Here is a 16,977-nt window from a genome sequence, read left to right as displayed (position 1 = left end):
GCGGGTCGGCGCGTTCACTCTTTCGGGCTCCTTGGCATCATCTCGACATGACCTCGCCCCTTCCCCGTACCGTTCGAGCCGTCGAAACCGCTCAGCTCCTGGACCTGGCCGAGGAAGCAGCCATGCACGGCTTCAGTCAGCGGCTCCCGGTCGACTGGCTCCAACAGCACCTCGCCGCACAGGCGACGCACTACCTGTTCCCCACGTTCGTGCACCACCTCAGGCACCGTCCCGAGGTGTCGCCGCAGTGGAGGTGCCAGCAACTGCTGACAGTCAGGACCGGTGAACAGATCTGGGGCCTGCTCGACGTCCTTCCCGACACCTTCGACAAGATCCCGGAGACCTTGGACACGGCGTCCAAGAAGGACATCGTCGGCCGCATCGAGCAAGCGGTGACCGTGCGCGAGTGGGGGGAGCGGATGGATCCTGAGGAAATGCCGCAGAACTGAGACTCCGGCGCGCGGACAGGAGCCGAGACGGCTCAGAGGCCCGCGGATCATGGGTGAGCTATTGTCCCCGCATGCGCGGACAGTTCACCGGCTGGCCGGAGCAGGCCATGGACGTGTTGTGGCAGCTCCAGGGCGAACCGACCCTGGCGACCCGCGAGCGCTGCCGCGCGGACCGCGAACGCCTGGTCAGGCAGCCGATGATCGCCCTTCTCCACGAGGTCGCGGACGCCGACCGCCGGTACGAGGACTTCTCCGTCTGGCACTACCGCACCGACTCCTGGTGGTGGCAGCACCAGGGCGCGGTGATCAGGCTCGGCCGCAAGATCGAGATCGGTCTCCGGTTCGCCCTGGACGGCCTGCGGGTCCAGGGCGCCTGGTGGTACCCCGACCCCGGTCAGGTGGACATGTTCCGCAGAGCCGTGGCCTCCGAGGGGAGCGGCCGTGAACTGTCCGCCATCGTCGAGGAGGTGCGGAAGAAGGGCTACGACGTCTCCGGGGACATGATGAAGCGCCCCCCGCGCGGCTATCCGACGGACCACTCCCGTACGGACCTGCTGCGCCACCGTTCGCTGATCGCCGCCCGTCCCCTCGGCTGCGAGGAGTGGCTGCACACCCCCGAGGCGGTCGACCGGGTCCTCTCGGCCGCCGCCGACCTGGACGCCCTGCTGATGTGGCTGGTCCGCCACGTGAAGCGCGCCGCCTGACATCGCGAGGGCGCCGCGCGGCATGGAGGAACCACACCCGTGCGTGTAGGCGCGGGGACAGTGGTGATACCCCCGCGCGGCGCTCCCGGACGGGCGCTCAGCGCCTCGTCTCGTACCTGGTCAGGATCACGCCGCCGGGAAGGGTCCGCGTCTCCACCAGGTTCAGGTTCACCCAGCTGTCGAGCGCGGTGAAGAACGGCGTGCCGCCGCCCACCAGGACCGGCGCGGTGGCCAGCACGTACTCGTCGATCAGCCCGGCCCGCATGGCCGCCCCGGCGAGCGTCGCGCCGCCGATGTCCATCGGGCCGCCGTCCTCGGCCTTGAGCCGGGTGATCTCGGCGACGGCGTCGCCGGTGACCAGGCGGGTGTTCCAGTCGACCTTGTCGACCGTCGAGGAGAACACCACCTTCGACATGTCCCGCCAGCGGCGCGCGAACTCGATCTCCGCCGGGGTGGCGTTGGGCTGCTGGTCGCCCGTCGGCCAGTGGGAGCTCATCGTCTGCCACAGCTTGCGCCCGTACAGCGACAGGTCGGTCGCCTGCAACTGGTCGGACCAGAACTGGAACAGCTCGTCGCTCGGCACGCTCCAGCCGATGTCGTCGCCGGGCGCGGCGATGTAGCCGTCCAGGGACAGGTTCATGCCGTAGATCAGTTTCCGCATGGGGCCGGCCTTCCGTGAGTCGGTCTCGTGCTTACAGACCGGCGCGGCGCGGGAAACTCATCGGCGCGCGATCTGAGCTCGCATGTAGTCCGAGGGGTGATCAGGGCGCCGTGTATTCGGCGACGACGTCGACGACCCAGGTGACGCCGTAGCGGTCCTTGAGCATGCCGTAGAGGGGCGCCCAGGGGGCGGGGCTCAGGGGCTGGAGGACGGTGGCGTTCTCGGTGAGCTTTTCCCAGTACGTGGTGACCTCGTCGGCCGTTTCGCCGCGCAGGGAGACGAAGAACGCGTTCTTGCCCTGATCCCATGGCTGGCTGGAGGGGACGTCGTAGGCCATCACGTGGAATCCGTTGCCGGCGGTGACCTGGCCCCACATGATCTGCTCCGCCTCCGCCGGCTCCTGGATGTTTCCGGCGTCCCTGTACGTGACGACGGTCAGGTGTCCGTCGAAGACGGACCGGTAGAAGGTCAGTGCCGCGTGGGCGTCGCCTCGGAAGTTCAGGTGGTCACCGCGTTGACGGACATGGTGGGCTCCTCGCCTCTGGTGCAGATGGATCTGGATGGTCACGCGTGCCGGCTCGGAGGCCCGTGAGGCGTATGCGCCTCGGGTCCGGCCCGGTTCGGTGACGACAGTCGCAGCAGAAGCGGTCAGGATGTGGCCGCTTCTGTGGGCACCATGGAGGCCATGCAGAAGACCTCCGCGCGGCTGCTGTCGCTGCTCTCGCTGCTTCAGGCGCGCCGAGAGTGGCCGGGGGCGCTGTTGGCGGAGCGGCTGGACATCAGCCCGCGTACGGTGCGCCGGGACGTGGATCGGGCTGCGCGAGCTCGGCTATCCCATCGTGGCCAGTAAGGGCCCGGACGGCGGGTACCGGCTCGGCGCCGGTACGCGGCTGCCTCCGTTGCTGTTCGACGACGCGCAGGCCGTCGCGTTGGTCATCGCACTCAAGGTCGCGACCACCAGTGGCGCCGGTATCGAGGAGGCCGCGGCCCGCGCGTTGACCACCGTCGAGCAGGTCATGCCCGCCCGGCTGCGTCACCGGATCGCGAACCTGCACGTCACCGCAGTCGAACGGCCCGCGACCCGTCCGGCCCCGGAGGCCGACAGCACGGTGTTGATGACACTCGGCGCCGCTGTCCATGCCCGGGAGACGCTGCGGTTCGATTACTTGTCCGCGTCCGCGTCCGCGTCCGGGTCCCGGTCCGCGCCGGGCGCCGGCGGCGACAGCACCGACGTGCCTCCCTCGCGCCGGGTGGAACCTCATCACCTGGTGACCTGGGGCGCGCGCTGGTATCTCGTCGCGTGGGACCTGGACCGTGGGGACTGGCGTGTCTTCCGCGCCGACCGGATCACTCCGCGCACTCCCACCGGCCCGGGTTTTGTCCCGCGTGAACTGCCCGGGGGCGACGTGGCCGCCTTCGTCGCGGGCAGGTTTCAGGGGGCGGACGGCTCCGGTGACTGGCCCTGTCGCGGTGAGGTGATCCTCGGGCTGCCCGCCTCCGTCGTGGCGCCGCACGTTCACGACGGAGTGGTGGAGGAGTTCGGGCCGCACCGCTGCCGACTTGTCCTGGGTTCGTGGTCCTGGCCCGCCCTCGCCGCCGCCTTCGGCAGGTTCGACGCCGACATCGAGGTGGTCGGGCCCGCAGAGCTGAGGGAGGCCTTCGCGCGCCTGGCCCGCCGGTACGGTGCTGCCGCGACCGCACCCTCGTCACACCGGTGAACCGGGTACGGGCCGGTCGCGGCCCGGCGTCGGCCCGGCGTCGGACAGGCCCTAGTCCTGGGCGCGTTCGGCCGCGCCGCGTTCTACGTCGAATTCGTTGCCTTCGATGTCGGCGAGGGTCACCCAGCCCTTGCCGTCGGGGCGGCGGTGGTCGGCGAGGAGGGTGGCGCCGAGGGTGAGGAGGCGGTCGACTTCTTCGTCGCGCGTGCGGTCCTGGGGCTGGATGTCGAGGTGGACGCGGTTCTTGGTGGTTTTGATGTCGGGGACCTGGACGAAGAGCAGGCCGATGCCTTCGGCGGTGACGAGGGCTTCGGGGTCTCCGGGCTTGTCTTCGTCGCTGACGGAGCCACCGAGGATCTGGGCCCAGAAGGTGGCCAGGGTGTAGGGATCGGCGGAGTCGACGGTGACGTGGCGTACGAGAGAGGTCATGGGCGTCACTCTCTTCATCGTCGCGGTGGGTGTCCAACCGTTTTCCCTACGGTGGCCGGTACTGCCGCCCAGGTGTCCAGGAGCGGCGTCCCGTTGAGCGTCGCGGGCCGGCATCTGGCGCGGCTCATCAACTCGTACAAGTGATCACATCTCCCGGGACGCGGGGGAAAGAGGTCGACTGGGCCGCTCGGCGCCGGTAGATGTGGTCCATGACCTCTCCTGTCGAAGATCAGTTGTCCGAGGACCTGCTGCCCGCCACGCGGCGCGCCCTGCTCCGCCGTATCGCCGTCGCCCAGGCCGAGGGGCGGGCGCCGTCGGTCGTCGGGGCCGTCGTGCGGGACGGGCGGCTGGTGTGGACGGGTTCCCGCAGCTGTGTGGACGGCCACGCGCCGGACGCGGACACGCAGTACCGGATCGGGTCGATCACCAAGACCTTCACCGCCGTCCTGGTCATGCGGCTGCGGGACGAGGGGCTGCTCGACCTCGGCGATCCCCTGGAGAGGCACCTTCCGGGCACCGGTGTGGGCGACGCCACCATCTTCCAGCTCCTGGGGCACAGCGCCGGGCTCGCCGCCGAGACGCCCGGCGCCTGGTGGGAGCGGACGCCCGGCACCCTCCGTCCGACGCTTGCCGACGTGCTCGGTGAGGAGCCCGTACGGCACACCCCGGGTCGGCGCCACCACTACTCCAACCCCGGCTACACGCTGCTCGGTTCGCTCGTCGAGGCGTTGCGGGGCGCGCCGTGGGAGGAGGTGCTGCGGCGTGAGGTCCTGGAGCCGCTGTCCCTGGACCGTACGACCGCCCAGCCGGTCGCCCCGCACGCCGGTGCCTGGGCCGTGCATCCCTGGGCCGATGTGATGCTTCCCGAACCGGCCGTGGACCTCGGTCTGATGGCGCCGGCGGGGCAGCTCTGGTCGACCGCGGCCGACCTCTGCCGGTTCGCCGTGTTTCTTGCCGAGGGGGACGACCGGGTCCTGTCCGCGGCGTCCGTACGGGAGATGGCGACGCCGTCCACCCCGTCGGACCCGGAGGAGGGGGCGGGCGGCTACGGCCTCGGGGTGCAACTCATCCGCAGGGACGGCCGGGCCCTGGTGGGACACGGCGGTTCGCTGCCGGGCTTTCTGGCCGGTCTGTGGGTGAGCGTGGCGGACGGGGTGGCCGCGGTGGCGCTCGCCAACGCCACCGGAGGGCCGCTGGTGGGCCTGCTCGCCACCGACCTCATCGCCATCGTGGCGGACGCCGAGCCCCGGATCCTGGAGCCCTGGAGGCCGCTGCCCGAGGTCGACCCGGCGCTGCTGGAGCTGACCGGGCCCTGGTACTGGGGCACCCAGGCAGTGGCGCTGAAACTCGTGGCGGACCGGGGGATGGAGCTGTATCCGCTGCGCGGGGCCGGCCGTGGCTCCCGCTTCGAGGCGCGGCCGGACGGCGGTTGGACGGGGCTCGACGGGTACTACGCGGGGGAGACACTGCGGGTGGTGCGGCGGCCCGACGGGTCGGTGCGCCACCTCGACCTCGGCTCGTTCGTCTTCACCCGCGAGCCGTACGACCCCGAGGGGGACGTGCCCGGCGGAGTGGACGCGGAGGGCTGGCGGGGCCTCAAGCCGTAAGGCTCAGCGGATGTTTCACGTGAAACCGGACATGCCGCCCGCCTGATCCGTACCGTGCCCGACGGGCCCGAAGCCGCAGGTGGTGATGGCGGCTTCGGGCCCCGTCTTGTGCCGTGTTGCACTGCGCCGGACAGGTTCTACTTATTCCGGAGCACCTGGAGCACTTGAAGTGTCGCTCCGCTGTTCCACGCCTCCAGCAGACCGCGATGGACCGCCGTCACGTCGTGTCGCGTTGCCAGGAGCAGCGCGTCCCGGGTGAACGGGCAGGTGGCCACCAGCAGGGCGATGTCGGCCTTGTACTCCAGCTTGGCCATGCCGATGAACTGCTGGACATCGCCGCTGGTGATGGTGGCCGCCGGTGTACGGGACTTGCACTGCACGACGATGCGGCGGCCGTCGGGTGTGTAGGCCACGATGTCGGCGCCCGTGTCGCCATGGCCGCCGGTGACCGTGACCCGGTCGCAGCCGTCGCGCCGGCACAGCCAGGCGATGTGCTGTTCGAATTGCCGGGGGTTCATGGCGTCGAGCGCGCCCATCGACCCGGCGGCCTCGCGCTCCCGCAGGACCCGCTTGAGCCGGGTGACTTCGTCGTCGAGCGCCTCGATGCGGCCCCGGTGTTCGCCGTTGTTCTGGATGGCGACGTTGAGGAGCGGGACGACCGTCCGGCCGATCGTGGTGCGGACCGCGTCCTCGGCGATACGTGTTACGTCCGCGTCGACGCGCGTAGCGAGATGGCGGACGAGAGCCTCGGAGATACGCTCGTCCACCCACTCCGTCAGCCTGTGGAAAAGGTTGTCCACAGGCTCGCGGCGGGCGCTTCCCTCGGTGTCGAGGAGGTACGTACGCACCTGACGTGCGACAACGCTCTCGCGGAGGAGCATCGCGGTGTTCAGGACGGCCCGCCGGGAGAAGACTCCGAGGGACCGGCTGCGGGACTTGATCCCACAGACTTGCTTGAAGCAATGCAGTTGCTCGCCCTTGAGAACGCGGTACCCGTTGGACTCGATCTCTTCGCGGTGATCATGGATGAGCGCCCAGATCACGGTCTCGCCGACCTCGAAGTACGAGGCGACGTCCTTCGTCGTGGCGTGGAGGCCGTCCGGGGAGAGGGCCAGTTGTTTGACCTTGTCGAGGACTTCGTCGCGTTCCGCGACGCTCGCGCGCAGGGTCTTTGATTCGGTCAGAGCTATCTCGTCGAGCATGTGGGGATCCGTCTCCTCCTGGGCCGGCCGGCCCGTTCGAGTCGGGGGAGGTGTTCCGTACACATGACCGCCCCCCTTGCCGGGGGCAACGAGACGAATCGGAAAAGGGTGCGGTTTTCAGATACTCAGCTTGAATCCGACATGGGAGGCGGTGAAGCCGAGGCGCTCGTAGAAGCGGTGGGCGTCGGTGCGGGTGGTGTCGGAGGTCAGCTGGACCAGGTGGCAGCCTTGGCGGCGGGACTCTTCGATCGCCCACTCGATGAACCGGGTGCCGAGGCCGCTGCCGCGTTCGTCGGCGTGGACGCGGACCGCTTCGATGAGGGAGCGGGTGGCGCCGCGCCGGGAGAGGCCGGGGATGATCGTGAGCTGGAGGGTTCCGACGACGCGTCCGTCCCGTACGGCGACGACGGCGTGCTGGTGGGGGTCCTGGGTCAGCCGGTCGAGGGCGGCGGTGTACGGGGTGAGGTCGTCGGGGGATTCGCGCTGGGCGCCCAGGGGGTCGTCGGCGAGCAGGGCCACGATGGCGGGGAGGTCGTCGGGGCCGGCCGGTCGTATCTCCAGATCGCTCATGATCCGCAGCCTACGCCGGGGCGATCCGGGGGCCCTGTGGGACTGCGGGACCTATAAGACTGCGGGACCTGTGGGCGGGCCGGGCTCTACGCGGGGATGCGGAGGTCTTCGACGGTCCTGACCAGGGGGGCGAGTTCGGGGTTCTTCGCGGCTTCGTCGAGGGCTTCGCGCAGGGCGGTGTCGTTGGTGGGGCGGGCGCGGGTGACGAGGTCGAGGCCGGTTTCCGTGACGTCGGTGTAGATGCCGCGGCGGTCGGTGTCGCAGAGGTAGCGCCGGAGGAGGCCGCGGTCCTCGAGGCGGGTGACCAGGCGGGTGGTGGCGCTCTGGCTGAGGACGACGGCGTCGGCGACCTGTTTCATCTGGAGGTGGCCACCGGGTCCGTCGTGCTGGCGGCTGAGGACGTCGAGGAGGGAGTACTCGCGGACGCTGAGGTCGTGGGCGGACTGGAGGGCGCGCTCGATGTGGGTCTCGATCTTTCCGTGGAGGAGGGAGAGGGCCACCCAGCCCTGGGCGAGGGCGGTGAGGGCGGGGTCCGTGGCTGTCATGCGGCTGTCCTCCGTCGTCGGTTCACGCCTGTCCTGTGCCCAAGGGTAGGGGACCGATGCAATATTCCGCGTCTGCAACTACTTTCGTGCTGCTGTTCCCTGCGAGTGCTTCCCCCCGCGATGGCCTTCCCGCGGCTGCTTCCCGGGGTGCCGGTCACCGGGTGGTGGGGTGGCCGGTCAGCCCATCGCCAGGTTGAGGGGGGCGAAGCGGCGAGTCCAGTCGCCGGGCAGGTGGGGGATGCCGCGGGTCATGGTCGTGGTGGAGGAGATGAGGTCGAGGCCGCTGTGCTTGAGCCGGTCCAGCAGGTCCGTGTGGCGTGCGTCGAGGTCCAGGCGGACGGACCGGTCGGTTTCGGCGGCCAGGGAGCGGATCAGCGCGTAGGCGGTGTCCGTGTCCTGGGCGATCAGCGGGGCGATGACGTCGGAGGAGGTGGAGGGCCAGATTCCGGCGTATCCGGTGATCGTGGTGCCGTTCTCGGCGACCCTGAGCCGGTCGGTGAAGGAGGGGAGCCGCGCGAGGAGGTGGGTGCGGTCGATTCCGAACACCTCGTTGTCGAGTCGTACGAGGGCGGACAGGTCGTCGGCGGTCGCGGGCCGGGTGGTAGCGGTCCCGCCGGTCGCGGCGGGGGGCTGTTCCGGGGAGCGGAAGTGTCCGCGGACGGTGTGGGTGTCGCCCACCGCGGTGAAGCCGAGCTGTTCGTAGAGGGGGCGGCCCTGGGCTGTGGCGTAGAGGGCGAAGGGGGTGTCCCCGGCCTCGTGCATCGCGTGGGTCAGGAGCCGGCGGCCGAGGCCCTGGCGGCCGTACCGTCCGGCGACGATCATCATGCCGAGGGTGGTGAGTGCGGGGCCGTACGAGGTCGTGACGCACATCGCGGCGAGGCCTTTGCCCTCCGGTGCGTCGATCCCGTAGCCGGTGCCGGCTGCCAGGAGCAGACCCCATCTGTGTTCCTCGCGGGCCCAGCCGCGCTCCTCGGCGAGGTCGGCGCAGGCGGTGAGGTCGGCCAGGGTCAGGCGACGGATCGGCAGGGCGGAGTGCGGTGTCGGCATGGGAGTCAGCGTGTCGGAGCCGGTGATCGTCCGTCCACCGCTTTGTGTGAACTCGCCAGGTTCCGCAGGTGTCGGCCGCGCCGGGTGAGTCCCCAGGGCTTGAGGACGGAGAGGGCCGTCATGAAGAGGTACGCGGAGCTGGCCACACAGGGGGCGGCGACCAGGCTGACATCGGGGACTCCGGCGGTCACGGCGGCGTTGATGGTGGGGCGCAGCGCGAAGGTGGTGGCGCCGAGTGTGGCGAGGGTGAGCCAGAACTTGATCCAGATCCAGCGGTGCCTGGCCAGGCCCCAGGGGGTGCCGAGGGAGAGGATCACGCCGCTGAGCAGGGCGGCCACGGCGATCGGGATGATCAGCCAATCGACGAGGGTCTTCATGGCCCGGTAGGCGGCCTGGGTGGTGTCCGGGTCGCCGGTGGTGGAGGCCGTGATGCCGAGGGTGAGCAGTCCGAGGGTGAGTCCGAGCCAGCTGACGGAGGTGGCGACGTGGGCGACGAGGAGGGCGCGGCGGGTGGGGCGCTCTAGTGGTTTCACGTGAAACACGGTGCCCTGGGCGGGGACGGTGGGCGTCTGACGGCGGGAGTATCCGTACGTACTAATCTCGGCGTACATGGCGACCGCACGCAGATTGCATCTGTTCGATCTCGACGGAACTCTGATCCGGGGCTCGGCCGCGGCCGTGGAGATTTCCCGGCAGTTGGGGCTGGGCGCGGAGATCGCCGCGCTGGAGGACGAGTTCTTGACCCGGGGGCTGGCGCCGGACGAGTTCGCGGTGCGGGCCCGGGAGTTGTGGGGGGAGCTGACCACGGCTCAGGTGGATGCGGCTTTCCGTGGCGCGCCCTGGTTGGGTGGTATTCGTGAGGTGTGGGCGGACATCCGGAAAGAGGGGGATTACTGCGCTGTTATCTCCCTGTCGCCCGACTTCTTCGTGGAGAGGCTGCTGGCGTGGGGCGCGCACGCGGCCCATGGTTCGCGGTGGCCGGTGCTGCCTTTTACGGAGCCGGTCGATCGGGCGGGCATTCTCGACCCGGCCGCGAAGGTGAAGATCGCGGACCGGCTGTGTGCAGAGTTCGGGGTGGGACTGGACGACTGTGTTGCCTACGGTGATTCCATGTCGGATGCGGAGATCTTCGCGGCGGTGCCGTTGGCGGTGGCCGTGAATGCGGATCACCACCTGGAGGGGCTGGCGACGCACACGTACGCGGGGGGCGACCTGCGTGAGGCGTATGAACTGGTGCGTCCGGGACAGTAATACGCTGACCTCTGGCGTCGCGAAGTCCGCGGCCGGACTGCGGCGAATGGGCACAGAAGCGATGCAGCATAACGGGAAAGCCGGTGTGGATGCCCGGACTTCGCGCTCTTTGTCCCGGGCGGTGACGCGGCCTGCCATGCTGCGGCGGGGACTGCGGGCAATGTCACATTCCTTCGCCTCCTGCCTTAGTGAGGGGTGGGCCGGGGGCTAACGTGGGCTGCCAACAGTCTGAGTCAAGCGGGGAATTGCTCGCGCATTCCGGGCCAGCGGAAGTGCGCAGACCGACCGAAAGATGTTCGAGGCGAGGCACACCATGGACGCTCCGACCACTACGTCGGCCGACAAAGGCCCTTCCGGAGACGGCGGAGGGAGCGGTTGGTTCGCTCCCCGGCGGGCGCCCACCAGTGAGGGCGCACCGGACGCGGAGACGGATGGCGCCGCGGATCCCGCGAGCCGGGACCGAATATCCGGTGCGGGCCGTTCTTTGGCGGCCATCCGCCTCGTGGGATCGGGGGCGGGTCGTGCCGGGTCACCCCGGCGTGACCGGCGTGACGGCCCGACGGCCCAGGGATCCCCGGCACCGGGGGCTTCCGGTCCCGCGGCGCCGACGGGTGGGGTTCCTGATGCCTTCCGGCCGCGCAACAAGGGCTTGCGGAGCGGTGCGGGGGCGGCTTCCGGAGAGGCCGTTGTCGCGGCTGTACGGGCTGCCGGCCCGCAGCCCGGGCCGGTTCCTGCGGAGCCCCCGCCTGCCGAGCCCGTACCGCTCGGGTCTCTGCCGCCCGGCTTCATACCGGCGGACCCCGCACCGGCCGGGGCCGACTCCGTAACGTCCCCGCCGGTGCCGCCCCGGGTGGTCCTGCCGTCGGCCGCGCTGCCGGAGGAGGTCCCCCTCCCCGCGGAGGCGATACGTCGGGCCGCACCGAGCGCTGCCGCGCCGCCGGAGCGTCCCTCCGCCGAACTGCCGGGCCTGGCGCAGCCGGACCGTACTCAGCCGGGCCCCACGCGGCCGGACCGCGCGCAGTCGGATCCCGCGCGGCCGGACCGCGCGCAGCGCGCACGGGTGCGGCCGCTTCCCGTGGAACCTGATCTGCCGCAGCACGGGCGCGCCGAGCCCGAGGAGCAGGCACCAGCCCCAGCACCGGCCCCGTCCCCGGCGTCCGCGTCGGGTGCGCTGCCTCCGGAAGTGCCCGTACCCGCCGCCGAACCGGCCCCCGCGGGCCGTCCGGCCGCTGCGGCTTCCGTATCCGCCGCGCAGCCCGCGCCCTCCGCGTCCCTCGCCCCCACCGCAGCGGCCCAGGGCCCCGGCCCGGCGGCCGCTCCTTCCGCCTCTGCCGCCCCTGGCGCTGAGTTGCCTGCCGCCGAGCCGTCCCCCGCCGCCCCTCCGGCCGCCGCTGAGCCGCCCGCCGCAGATCCGCCTCCCGAGTCCCCCGCCCCCGTTCCCGCCCCCGTTCGCGCCGCCGTCACCGTCGAGGACCCGAACGCGTCGCCCGACGCGATCCTCATCCGCCGGACCCTGGGCGAGATCGGGCCGGTCGCCGATCAGGTGACCTCGTACTTCTACGCCTTGCTCTTCGTCCGCCACCCCGACCTGCGCAGCCTGTTCCCGGTGGCCATGGACGCCCAGCGCGACCGGCTCCTGAAGGCGCTGCTGACGGCGGCCGAGCACATGGATTCGCCGGCCGTCCTCACCGACTACCTGCGCCAGCTGGGCCGTGGTCACCGCAAGTACGGCACGCAGGCCACGCACTACCCGGCCGTCGGCGAGGCGCTCATCGGTGCGCTGACGCGGTACGCCACGAACACGTGGGACGAGGAGACCGAGGGCGCCTGGGTCAGGACGTACACGACGATCTCGCAGATCATGATCGACGCGGCGGCGGAGAACGAGCGGCACGCCCCGGCCTGGTGGCAGGCCGAGGTGGTCTCGCACGAGCTGCGGACCTCGGACATCGCCGTCGTCACGGTCCGGCCCGACCAGCCGTACCCCTTCCTCGCCGGGCAGTACACGAGCCTGGAGACCCCGTGGTGGCCGCGGGTGTGGCGGCACTACTCGTTCGCCTCCGCGCCGCGCCCGGACGGTCTGCTGGCCTTCCACGTCAAGGCGGTGCCGGCCGGGTGGGTCTCCAACGCGCTGGTGCACCGGGCGGTTCCGGGTGATGTCCTGCGGCTCGGGCCCCCGGCCGGGTCGATGACGGTCGACCACAGCACGGACAACGGTCTGCTCTGCCTGGGCGGGGGGACCGGGATCGCGCCGATCAAGGCGCTGGTCGAGGATGTGGCCGAGCGGGGGCACCGGCGCCCGGTCGAGGTGTTCTACGGCGCGCGCCACGACCAGGACCTGTACGACATCGACACGATGCTGCGGCTCCAGCGGGTGCATCCGTGGCTGTCGGTGCGGCCGGTGATCTCCGAGGGGCCGAGTCTGGGGCTGACGGGCCGGCTTCCTGAGGCGGTGCGTGACTCGGGGCCGTGGCACGAGTACGACGGGTATCTGTCGGGGCCGCCCGGGATGATCCGCAGCGGTGTGGACGCGCTGCGGGGGGCCGGCATTCCCTTCGAGCGGATCCGTCACGACTCGCTGGAGGAGCTGGTGGCGGCCGCCACCTGAGCGAACGGCCGGGGCCGGGGTCCGGCGAGGTCGGGGTGCACGTTCAGCCGAGGTCGGGGGCGTGCATCGCGCGCACGCCCTCGATGTTGCCGTCCAGGTAGTGCCGCAGTGACAGCGGTACGAGGTGGACGGCGGCGATGCCGACGCGGCTGAACGGCACCCGGACGATCTCGTACTCCCCGCACGGCTCGTCGATCTCGGGTCCGTGCCGGCGGGTGGGGTCCATCGACGTCAGGCGGCAGACGAAGAAGTGCTGCACCTTGACGCCGGTGACCCCGCCGTCGGCGATGTGTTCCACGGTGTCCACGAAGCAGGGGACGATGTCGATGATCTTGGCGCCGAGTTCTTCGTCCACCTCGCGGTGGAGGGCTTCGACGACAGTGGTGTCGGTCGTTTCGACGCCCCCGCCCGGGGTGATCCAGTAGGGGTCCATCCCCGGCTTGGTGCGTTTGATGAGGATGAGGTCGTCGCCGTCGAGCAGGATGGCGCGTGAGGTGCGCTTGACCACGGGCCGTGGGGTCATGGGAAGAGGTTCGCCCGTGATCCCGGTTCCGAAACGCCTGGCGGCCCGCAGGTCACCAGTCCACCGCGGCGCGCAGCAGCCACTCGTGTGCCCGCGCGACCCGGGGCAGGGTGAGGGTGCCGGTGCGTACGGCCAGGAAGTACGTGCGCAGCGGGGGTACGGGCGGGTCCAGCAGGGCGACCACTTCGCCCCGTTCGAGGGCGCTCTGGCAGAGGTAGCGGGGCAGTACGGCCAGTCCGGCGCCCGCGGCGGCGCATTCGAGGACGGCGCGCAGGTCGGGGGCGACGACGGCCGCGGCGGCGGCGGGCCGGGAGTCGAAGACGGCCGCCCAGTAGCGGGAGACGAGCGGCAGGGATTCGTGGACCTCGACGACGGGGAGCTGTTCGAGGACGACGTGGCCTTCGCGCAGGACGGAGTGGCCGAGCCGGGCGGCCCAGCGGGGGGAGGCGATGAGGACGTGTTCCTCGTCGCAGAGCGGAGTCGCGGTGAGCAGTCCGCCGCGCGGGCGGGCGGTGGTGATGGCCAGATCATGATGTCCGGCGGCGAGTCCTTCGAGGTTTTCCTCGGCGTTGGCGAAGAACGAGGTGCGCAGGGAGAGGCCTTGGGCGATGAGCGGGGTGAGGGCGGGGAGCGCGCGCTGGGCGGTGAATTCGGGGGGTCCGGCGAGGTGGAGGGTCCGTACGCCGGATTCCTCGGCGAGTCCGGTCTCGGCGATCTCGATGAGGGCGTCGAGGTGGGGTGCGGCCCGGTGGGCGAGTTCGTCGCCGATGGTGGTGGGGGTGACGCCGCGGGACTGGCGCAGGAAGAGGGGGCGGCCCAGTTGCCGTTCGAGGGTTCTTATCTGTCCGGTGACGGCGGGCTGGGAGAGTCCGAGGAGGGCGGCGGCGCGGGTGAAGGAGCCGGCCCGGTGGACGGTGACGAAGGTGCGCAGCAGGGCCAGGTCCATGTCCTGTACTCCCGTCCCGGCCCCGTTCGTCCCTGGTCGCTTGCCCCTGGTGCTGTCTCCGCCGCGTCCCACTATAAATATGTCGATAGGCGGCTGTCGCTACTGTGATTGGACACTGACGCAGAGTCAACTAGCCTTGTGTGCGTGGTTCTCCGCGCGTGGAACCCGGGACGGTCCGAGCCACGAGGGGGGAGGCTCGGACCGTCCGACGCGCGGGGTGGCCGGGTTACGGGGTGTTCCGGCGGCCCGCCTCGTCCAGGGCGCGCAGGACGTCGGCGATGAGGTCCTCGGGGTCCTCGGCGCCGACGGAGAAGCGGACGAAGCCTTCGGGTACGGCGTCGCCGCCCCAGCGTCCGCGCCGCTCCGCGGTGGACCGTACGCCGCCGAAGCTGGTCGCGTCGTCGACGAGCCGCAGGGCGTCGAGGAAGCGCTCGGCGTGGTCCCGGTCGGGCAGGACGAACGAGACGACGGAGCCGTACCGCCGCATCTGTCCGGAGGCGACGGGGTGCGAGGGGTCGCCGGGCAGGCCCGGGTAGCGCAGCGCGGTGACGTCGTCGCGGGTGCTCAGGGTCTCGGCGAGGGTGAGCGCGGTGGCGCACTGACGGTCGACCCGCAGTTGGAGGGTGGCGAGCGAGCGGTGGGCGAGCCAGGCCTCCATGGGGCCGGGGATCGCTCCGACGACCTTGCGCCAGCGCCGTACGCCCGCCGCGAGTCCGGGGTTCGCGGTGGTCACGTGGCCGAGCAGGATGTCGCCGTGGCCGGTCATGCCCTTGGTGTCGCTGGCGACGGAGAAGTCGGCGCCCAGTTCGAGGGGGCGTTGGCCGAGTGGGGTGGCGAGGGTGTTGTCGACGGCGACGAGGGCGCCCGCGGCGTGGGCCTCCTTGACGAGCCGGCGGATGTCGCAGACGTCGAGTCCGGGGTTGGAGGGCGTCTCGATCCACAGGAGGCGGGCCCCGGCCAGGACGTCGAGCTGGGCGTCGCCGCCGGTGGGAGCGGTCCGTACCTCGATGCCGTACGCCTCCAGGCGTTCGCGCAGCAGGGGCAGGGCCTGGTAGCCGTCGTCGGGCAGGACGACGGCGTCGCCGGCCCGCAGCTGGGAGAAGATCACCGAGGAGATCGCGGCCATTCCGGAGGCGAAGACGAGGGTCTCGACGCTCTGTCCGGGGGCTTCGAGTTCGCTGATGGCGCGTTCGAGGTGGGTCCAGGTCGGGTTCTCGTCGCGGCCGTAGGTGTAGGGCCCGGTCGGTTCGCCGGGGAGGTGGAAGTGGGCGGCGAAGACCGGTCCCGGGAGGGTCGGTTCGTACTTGACGGGATCGGGCAGCCCGGCCCGTACGGCACGGGTGCCTTCCCCGACGGTCCGGGAGTCTCCCCCCAACGCGCTGCCGCCGTCGGTCGTTCTGTCCCCTGTGGTGCTGTCCTTGCCGGTCATGCCGCTTCCTCCACTGCTGTGCGTACGGTGCTGAGCAGGCCCTCGCTCGCGGCCTCCACGCTCTCCAGGCATTCCTCGAAGCCTGCCAGATCCCCGTAGTACGGGTCGGCCACGTCGAGATCGCCGGACGGTGGCACGGCGGGGTCGTACGAGCGCAGCAGCCGGACCTTCGCGGCGTCCGCGGGGGTAGGGGCGAGGCGCCGCAGGTCCCGCAGGTGCCCCGCGTCGAGGGCGATCACGAGGTCGAGGTGCGCGAACCAGGACGCCCGGAAGCGGCGGGCCGTGTGGGCGCTGTTGTATCCGTGCGCCTCTAGGACGGCGGCGGCGCGCGGGTCGGCGCTGTCTCCTTCGTGCCAGCCGGCGGTGCCGGCGCTGTCCACCTCGACGAGGGCGTCCAGTCCCGCTTCGGTCAGGCGGGCGCGGAAGACGGATTCGGCGATGGGTGAGCGGCAGATGTTCCCGGTGCACACGAAGCACACGCGGTAGGGGGACGTCATCGGGGTCAGTCCTTGTCGTCGGGGAGCGCGACGTTGAGCGCCCACGACACGACCGAGATGATCAGCCCGCCGAGCACGGCGGTCCAGAAGCCGTCCACGTGGAAGTCCAGGGTCAGCTTGTCCGCGAGCCAGGACGTCAGGAGCAGCATGAGGGCGTTGATCACCAGGGTTATGAGCCCGAGGGTGACGATGAACAGCGGAAGTGTGAGCAGCTTCACCAACGGCTTGACGATCACGTTGACCAGGCCGAAGAGCAGGGCGATGAGCACCAGGGACAAGGCGTTCCCGGCGGTGCTGCCGCCCGCCAGGGTGATGTCGTGGATCAGCCAGATGGCGACCGCCAGCGCTCCGGCGTTGGCGATCGTCTTGACTACAAAATTCTTCATGGTGTGATCGTGACATGAAGGCATTTCGACTTGATGAGCTGGAGGCGGAGCGCGCCGCCAACGACGGGGCGTATCTGCAATTCGTGCGGGAACGCAACATGTCGGTGGGGCTGTACGCGCTGGACGCCGGTGAGACCGACCCGCAGCGGCCGCACAGCCAGGACGAGGTGTACTTCGTCGTGAGCGGCCGGGCGTCGATCACGGTCGGGATGGAGACGACGCAGGTCGGCCGGGGCAGTGTGGTGTACGTGCCGGCGGGGGTGGCGCACAAGTTCCACCACATCACGGAGGACCTGCGGGTGATGGTGGTCTTCTCGCCGCCGGAGGGCTGACCGGGCCGGTTCGCCGCCGGAGGGCTGACCGGGCCGTTTCCCGGAGTTCCCGGAGCGAGCCGCCTCGCGCGAC

General features: G+C 70.9%; 21 protein-coding genes. 8 read left to right on the top strand and 13 right to left on the bottom strand.

What is annotated here, in order from left to right; genetic code table 11:
* Positions 1-47: 47 nt before the first annotated feature.
* Together ACIO1C_RS04730 and ACIO1C_RS04725 are read left to right on the top strand one after the other, a co-directional pair.
* Positions 48-449, top strand: a complete 402-nt coding sequence (locus ACIO1C_RS04730; protein ID WP_401858612.1) for a hypothetical protein — start codon at positions 48-50, stop codon at positions 447-449.
* Positions 450-520: 71 nt separating this feature from the next.
* Positions 521-1,153, top strand: coding sequence for a DUF2461 family protein (locus tag ACIO1C_RS04725; RefSeq protein WP_401858609.1), 633 nt, complete (start codon positions 521-523; stop codon positions 1,151-1,153).
* 97 nt (positions 1,154-1,250) lie between these two features.
* Here ACIO1C_RS04725 and ACIO1C_RS04720 read toward each other — a convergent pair whose 3' ends face one another.
* Together ACIO1C_RS04720 and ACIO1C_RS04715 are read right to left on the bottom strand one after the other, a co-directional pair.
* Positions 1,251-1,814 carry a dihydrofolate reductase family protein gene (locus ACIO1C_RS04720; RefSeq protein ID WP_401858606.1) on the bottom strand — a complete coding sequence of 188 codons (564 nt, stop codon included), beginning with the start codon at positions 1,812-1,814 and terminating at the stop codon, positions 1,251-1,253.
* Positions 1,815-1,914: 100 nt separating this feature from the next.
* A complete protein-coding gene (locus tag ACIO1C_RS04715; RefSeq protein WP_401859113.1) occupies positions 1,915-2,376 on the bottom strand; it encodes a VOC family protein in 462 nt (153 codons plus the stop codon).
* A gap of 114 nt (positions 2,377-2,490) precedes the next feature.
* Between ACIO1C_RS04715 and ACIO1C_RS04710 the strand changes: the two genes are divergently transcribed.
* The gene (locus tag ACIO1C_RS04710) at positions 2,491-2,664 is read left to right on the top strand and encodes an HTH domain-containing protein (RefSeq protein ID WP_401858604.1); all 174 of its coding nucleotides are present in this window, start codon (positions 2,491-2,493) and stop codon (positions 2,662-2,664) included.
* Positions 2,654-3,532, top strand: a complete 879-nt coding sequence (locus tag ACIO1C_RS04705; protein ID WP_401858602.1) for a helix-turn-helix transcriptional regulator — start codon at positions 2,654-2,656, stop codon at positions 3,530-3,532. The genes ACIO1C_RS04710 and ACIO1C_RS04705 overlap by 11 nt, the downstream gene beginning before the upstream one ends.
* 51 nt (positions 3,533-3,583) lie before the next feature.
* Here ACIO1C_RS04705 and ACIO1C_RS04700 read toward each other — a convergent pair whose 3' ends face one another.
* The gene (locus ACIO1C_RS04700; protein ID WP_401858599.1) at positions 3,584-3,961 is read right to left on the bottom strand and encodes a VOC family protein; all 378 of its coding nucleotides are present in this window, start codon (positions 3,959-3,961) and stop codon (positions 3,584-3,586) included.
* A gap of 209 nt (positions 3,962-4,170) precedes the next feature.
* On the opposite strand from ACIO1C_RS04700, the gene ACIO1C_RS04695 reads away from it, so the two are divergent.
* Positions 4,171-5,568, top strand: coding sequence for a serine hydrolase domain-containing protein (locus ACIO1C_RS04695; protein WP_401858596.1), 1,398 nt, complete (start codon positions 4,171-4,173; stop codon positions 5,566-5,568).
* 137 nt (positions 5,569-5,705) lie between these two features.
* On the opposite strand, the gene ACIO1C_RS04690 is transcribed toward ACIO1C_RS04695, so the two are convergent.
* The 5 genes from ACIO1C_RS04690 to ACIO1C_RS04670 form a co-directional block, all read right to left on the bottom strand.
* On the bottom strand, positions 5,706-6,770 hold the full coding sequence (locus ACIO1C_RS04690) for a restriction endonuclease (RefSeq protein WP_401858594.1): 1,065 nt from the start codon (positions 6,768-6,770) through the stop codon (positions 5,706-5,708).
* A gap of 117 nt (positions 6,771-6,887) precedes the next feature.
* On the bottom strand, positions 6,888-7,340 hold the full coding sequence (locus ACIO1C_RS04685; protein WP_401858592.1) for a GNAT family N-acetyltransferase: 453 nt from the start codon (positions 7,338-7,340) through the stop codon (positions 6,888-6,890).
* An 86-nt stretch (positions 7,341-7,426) separates the two neighbouring features.
* On the bottom strand, positions 7,427-7,885 hold the full coding sequence (locus ACIO1C_RS04680; protein WP_401858590.1) for a MarR family winged helix-turn-helix transcriptional regulator: 459 nt from the start codon (positions 7,883-7,885) through the stop codon (positions 7,427-7,429).
* Between the two features lie 177 nt (positions 7,886-8,062).
* Positions 8,063-8,932, bottom strand: coding sequence for a GNAT family N-acetyltransferase (locus tag ACIO1C_RS04675; RefSeq protein ID WP_401858587.1), 870 nt, complete (start codon positions 8,930-8,932; stop codon positions 8,063-8,065).
* A gap of 5 nt (positions 8,933-8,937) precedes the next feature.
* Complete coding sequence (locus tag ACIO1C_RS04670; protein ID WP_401858584.1) at positions 8,938-9,465, bottom strand: DUF2269 domain-containing protein; 528 nt, start codon at positions 9,463-9,465, stop codon at positions 8,938-8,940.
* 76 nt (positions 9,466-9,541) lie between these two features.
* Here ACIO1C_RS04670 and ACIO1C_RS04665 point away from each other — a divergent pair, with 76 nt between their 5' ends.
* The gene (locus ACIO1C_RS04665; protein WP_401858581.1) at positions 9,542-10,183 is read left to right on the top strand and encodes an HAD family hydrolase; all 642 of its coding nucleotides are present in this window, start codon (positions 9,542-9,544) and stop codon (positions 10,181-10,183) included.
* 838 nt (positions 10,184-11,021) lie between these two features.
* Complete coding sequence (locus tag ACIO1C_RS04660) at positions 11,022-12,791, top strand: globin domain-containing protein (protein ID WP_401858578.1); 1,770 nt, start codon at positions 11,022-11,024, stop codon at positions 12,789-12,791.
* A 43-nt stretch (positions 12,792-12,834) separates the two neighbouring features.
* Here the strand turns inward: ACIO1C_RS04660 and ACIO1C_RS04655 are convergent, their stop codons facing one another.
* The 5 genes from ACIO1C_RS04655 to ACIO1C_RS04635 form a co-directional block, all read right to left on the bottom strand.
* On the bottom strand, positions 12,835-13,314 hold the full coding sequence (locus ACIO1C_RS04655; protein ID WP_401858575.1) for an NUDIX domain-containing protein: 480 nt from the start codon (positions 13,312-13,314) through the stop codon (positions 12,835-12,837).
* A gap of 52 nt (positions 13,315-13,366) precedes the next feature.
* Positions 13,367-14,260, bottom strand: coding sequence for a LysR family transcriptional regulator (locus tag ACIO1C_RS04650; protein ID WP_401858572.1), 894 nt, complete (start codon positions 14,258-14,260; stop codon positions 13,367-13,369).
* Between the two features lie 226 nt (positions 14,261-14,486).
* A complete protein-coding gene (locus ACIO1C_RS04645; RefSeq protein WP_401858569.1) occupies positions 14,487-15,689 on the bottom strand; it encodes a cystathionine gamma-lyase in 1,203 nt (400 codons plus the stop codon).
* Positions 15,686-16,186 carry a low molecular weight protein-tyrosine-phosphatase gene (locus ACIO1C_RS04640; RefSeq protein WP_401858566.1) on the bottom strand — a complete coding sequence of 167 codons (501 nt, stop codon included), beginning with the start codon at positions 16,184-16,186 and terminating at the stop codon, positions 15,686-15,688. Before ACIO1C_RS04640 ends, ACIO1C_RS04645 begins: the two co-directional genes overlap by 4 nt.
* Before the next feature lie 5 nt (positions 16,187-16,191).
* Positions 16,192-16,572, bottom strand: a complete 381-nt coding sequence (locus ACIO1C_RS04635) for a phage holin family protein (protein WP_401858563.1) — start codon at positions 16,570-16,572, stop codon at positions 16,192-16,194.
* Positions 16,573-16,586: 14 nt separating this feature from the next.
* Between ACIO1C_RS04635 and ACIO1C_RS04630 the strand changes: the two genes are divergently transcribed.
* A complete protein-coding gene (locus tag ACIO1C_RS04630) occupies positions 16,587-16,904 on the top strand; it encodes a cupin domain-containing protein (RefSeq protein ID WP_161312527.1) in 318 nt (105 codons plus the stop codon).
* Positions 16,905-16,977: the final 73 nt, after the last annotated feature.

This window comes from Streptomyces sp. NPDC087420 (assembly GCF_044744165.1).
Taxonomy (GTDB): Bacteria; Actinomycetota; Actinomycetes; order Streptomycetales; family Streptomycetaceae; genus Streptomyces.
This window is presented reverse-complemented; position numbering and strand designations above follow the sequence as displayed.

Bases quoted from the DNA above. Each gene is read 5' to 3' on its own strand.
- ACIO1C_RS04665 (WP_401858581.1), top strand. From the start codon at position 9,542: ATGGCGACCGCACGCAGATTGCATCTGTTCGATCTCGACGGAACTCTG.
- ACIO1C_RS04635 (WP_401858563.1), bottom strand. From the start codon at position 16,572: ATGAAGAATTTTGTAGTCAAGACGATCGCCAACGCCGGAGCGCTGGCG.
- ACIO1C_RS04640 (WP_401858566.1), bottom strand. From the start codon at position 16,186: ATGACGTCCCCCTACCGCGTGTGCTTCGTGTGCACCGGGAACATCTGC.
- ACIO1C_RS04695 (WP_401858596.1), top strand. From the start codon at position 4,171: ATGACCTCTCCTGTCGAAGATCAGTTGTCCGAGGACCTGCTGCCCGCC.
- ACIO1C_RS04680 (WP_401858590.1), bottom strand. From the start codon at position 7,885: ATGACAGCCACGGACCCCGCCCTCACCGCCCTCGCCCAGGGCTGGGTG.
- ACIO1C_RS04645 (WP_401858569.1), bottom strand. From the start codon at position 15,689: ATGACCGGCAAGGACAGCACCACAGGGGACAGAACGACCGACGGCGGC.
- ACIO1C_RS04685 (WP_401858592.1), bottom strand. From the start codon at position 7,340: ATGAGCGATCTGGAGATACGACCGGCCGGCCCCGACGACCTCCCCGCC.
- ACIO1C_RS04710 (WP_401858604.1), top strand. From the start codon at position 2,491: ATGGAGGCCATGCAGAAGACCTCCGCGCGGCTGCTGTCGCTGCTCTCG.
- ACIO1C_RS04720 (WP_401858606.1), bottom strand. From the start codon at position 1,814: ATGCGGAAACTGATCTACGGCATGAACCTGTCCCTGGACGGCTACATC.
- ACIO1C_RS04650 (WP_401858572.1), bottom strand. From the start codon at position 14,260: ATGGACCTGGCCCTGCTGCGCACCTTCGTCACCGTCCACCGGGCCGGC.
- ACIO1C_RS04675 (WP_401858587.1), bottom strand. From the start codon at position 8,932: ATGCCGACACCGCACTCCGCCCTGCCGATCCGTCGCCTGACCCTGGCC.
- ACIO1C_RS04630 (WP_161312527.1), top strand. From the start codon at position 16,587: ATGAAGGCATTTCGACTTGATGAGCTGGAGGCGGAGCGCGCCGCCAAC.
- ACIO1C_RS04700 (WP_401858599.1), bottom strand. From the start codon at position 3,961: ATGACCTCTCTCGTACGCCACGTCACCGTCGACTCCGCCGATCCCTAC.
- ACIO1C_RS04690 (WP_401858594.1), bottom strand. From the start codon at position 6,770: ATGCTCGACGAGATAGCTCTGACCGAATCAAAGACCCTGCGCGCGAGC.
- ACIO1C_RS04725 (WP_401858609.1), top strand. From the start codon at position 521: ATGCGCGGACAGTTCACCGGCTGGCCGGAGCAGGCCATGGACGTGTTG.
- ACIO1C_RS04655 (WP_401858575.1), bottom strand. From the start codon at position 13,314: ATGACCCCACGGCCCGTGGTCAAGCGCACCTCACGCGCCATCCTGCTC.
- ACIO1C_RS04730 (WP_401858612.1), top strand. From the start codon at position 48: ATGACCTCGCCCCTTCCCCGTACCGTTCGAGCCGTCGAAACCGCTCAG.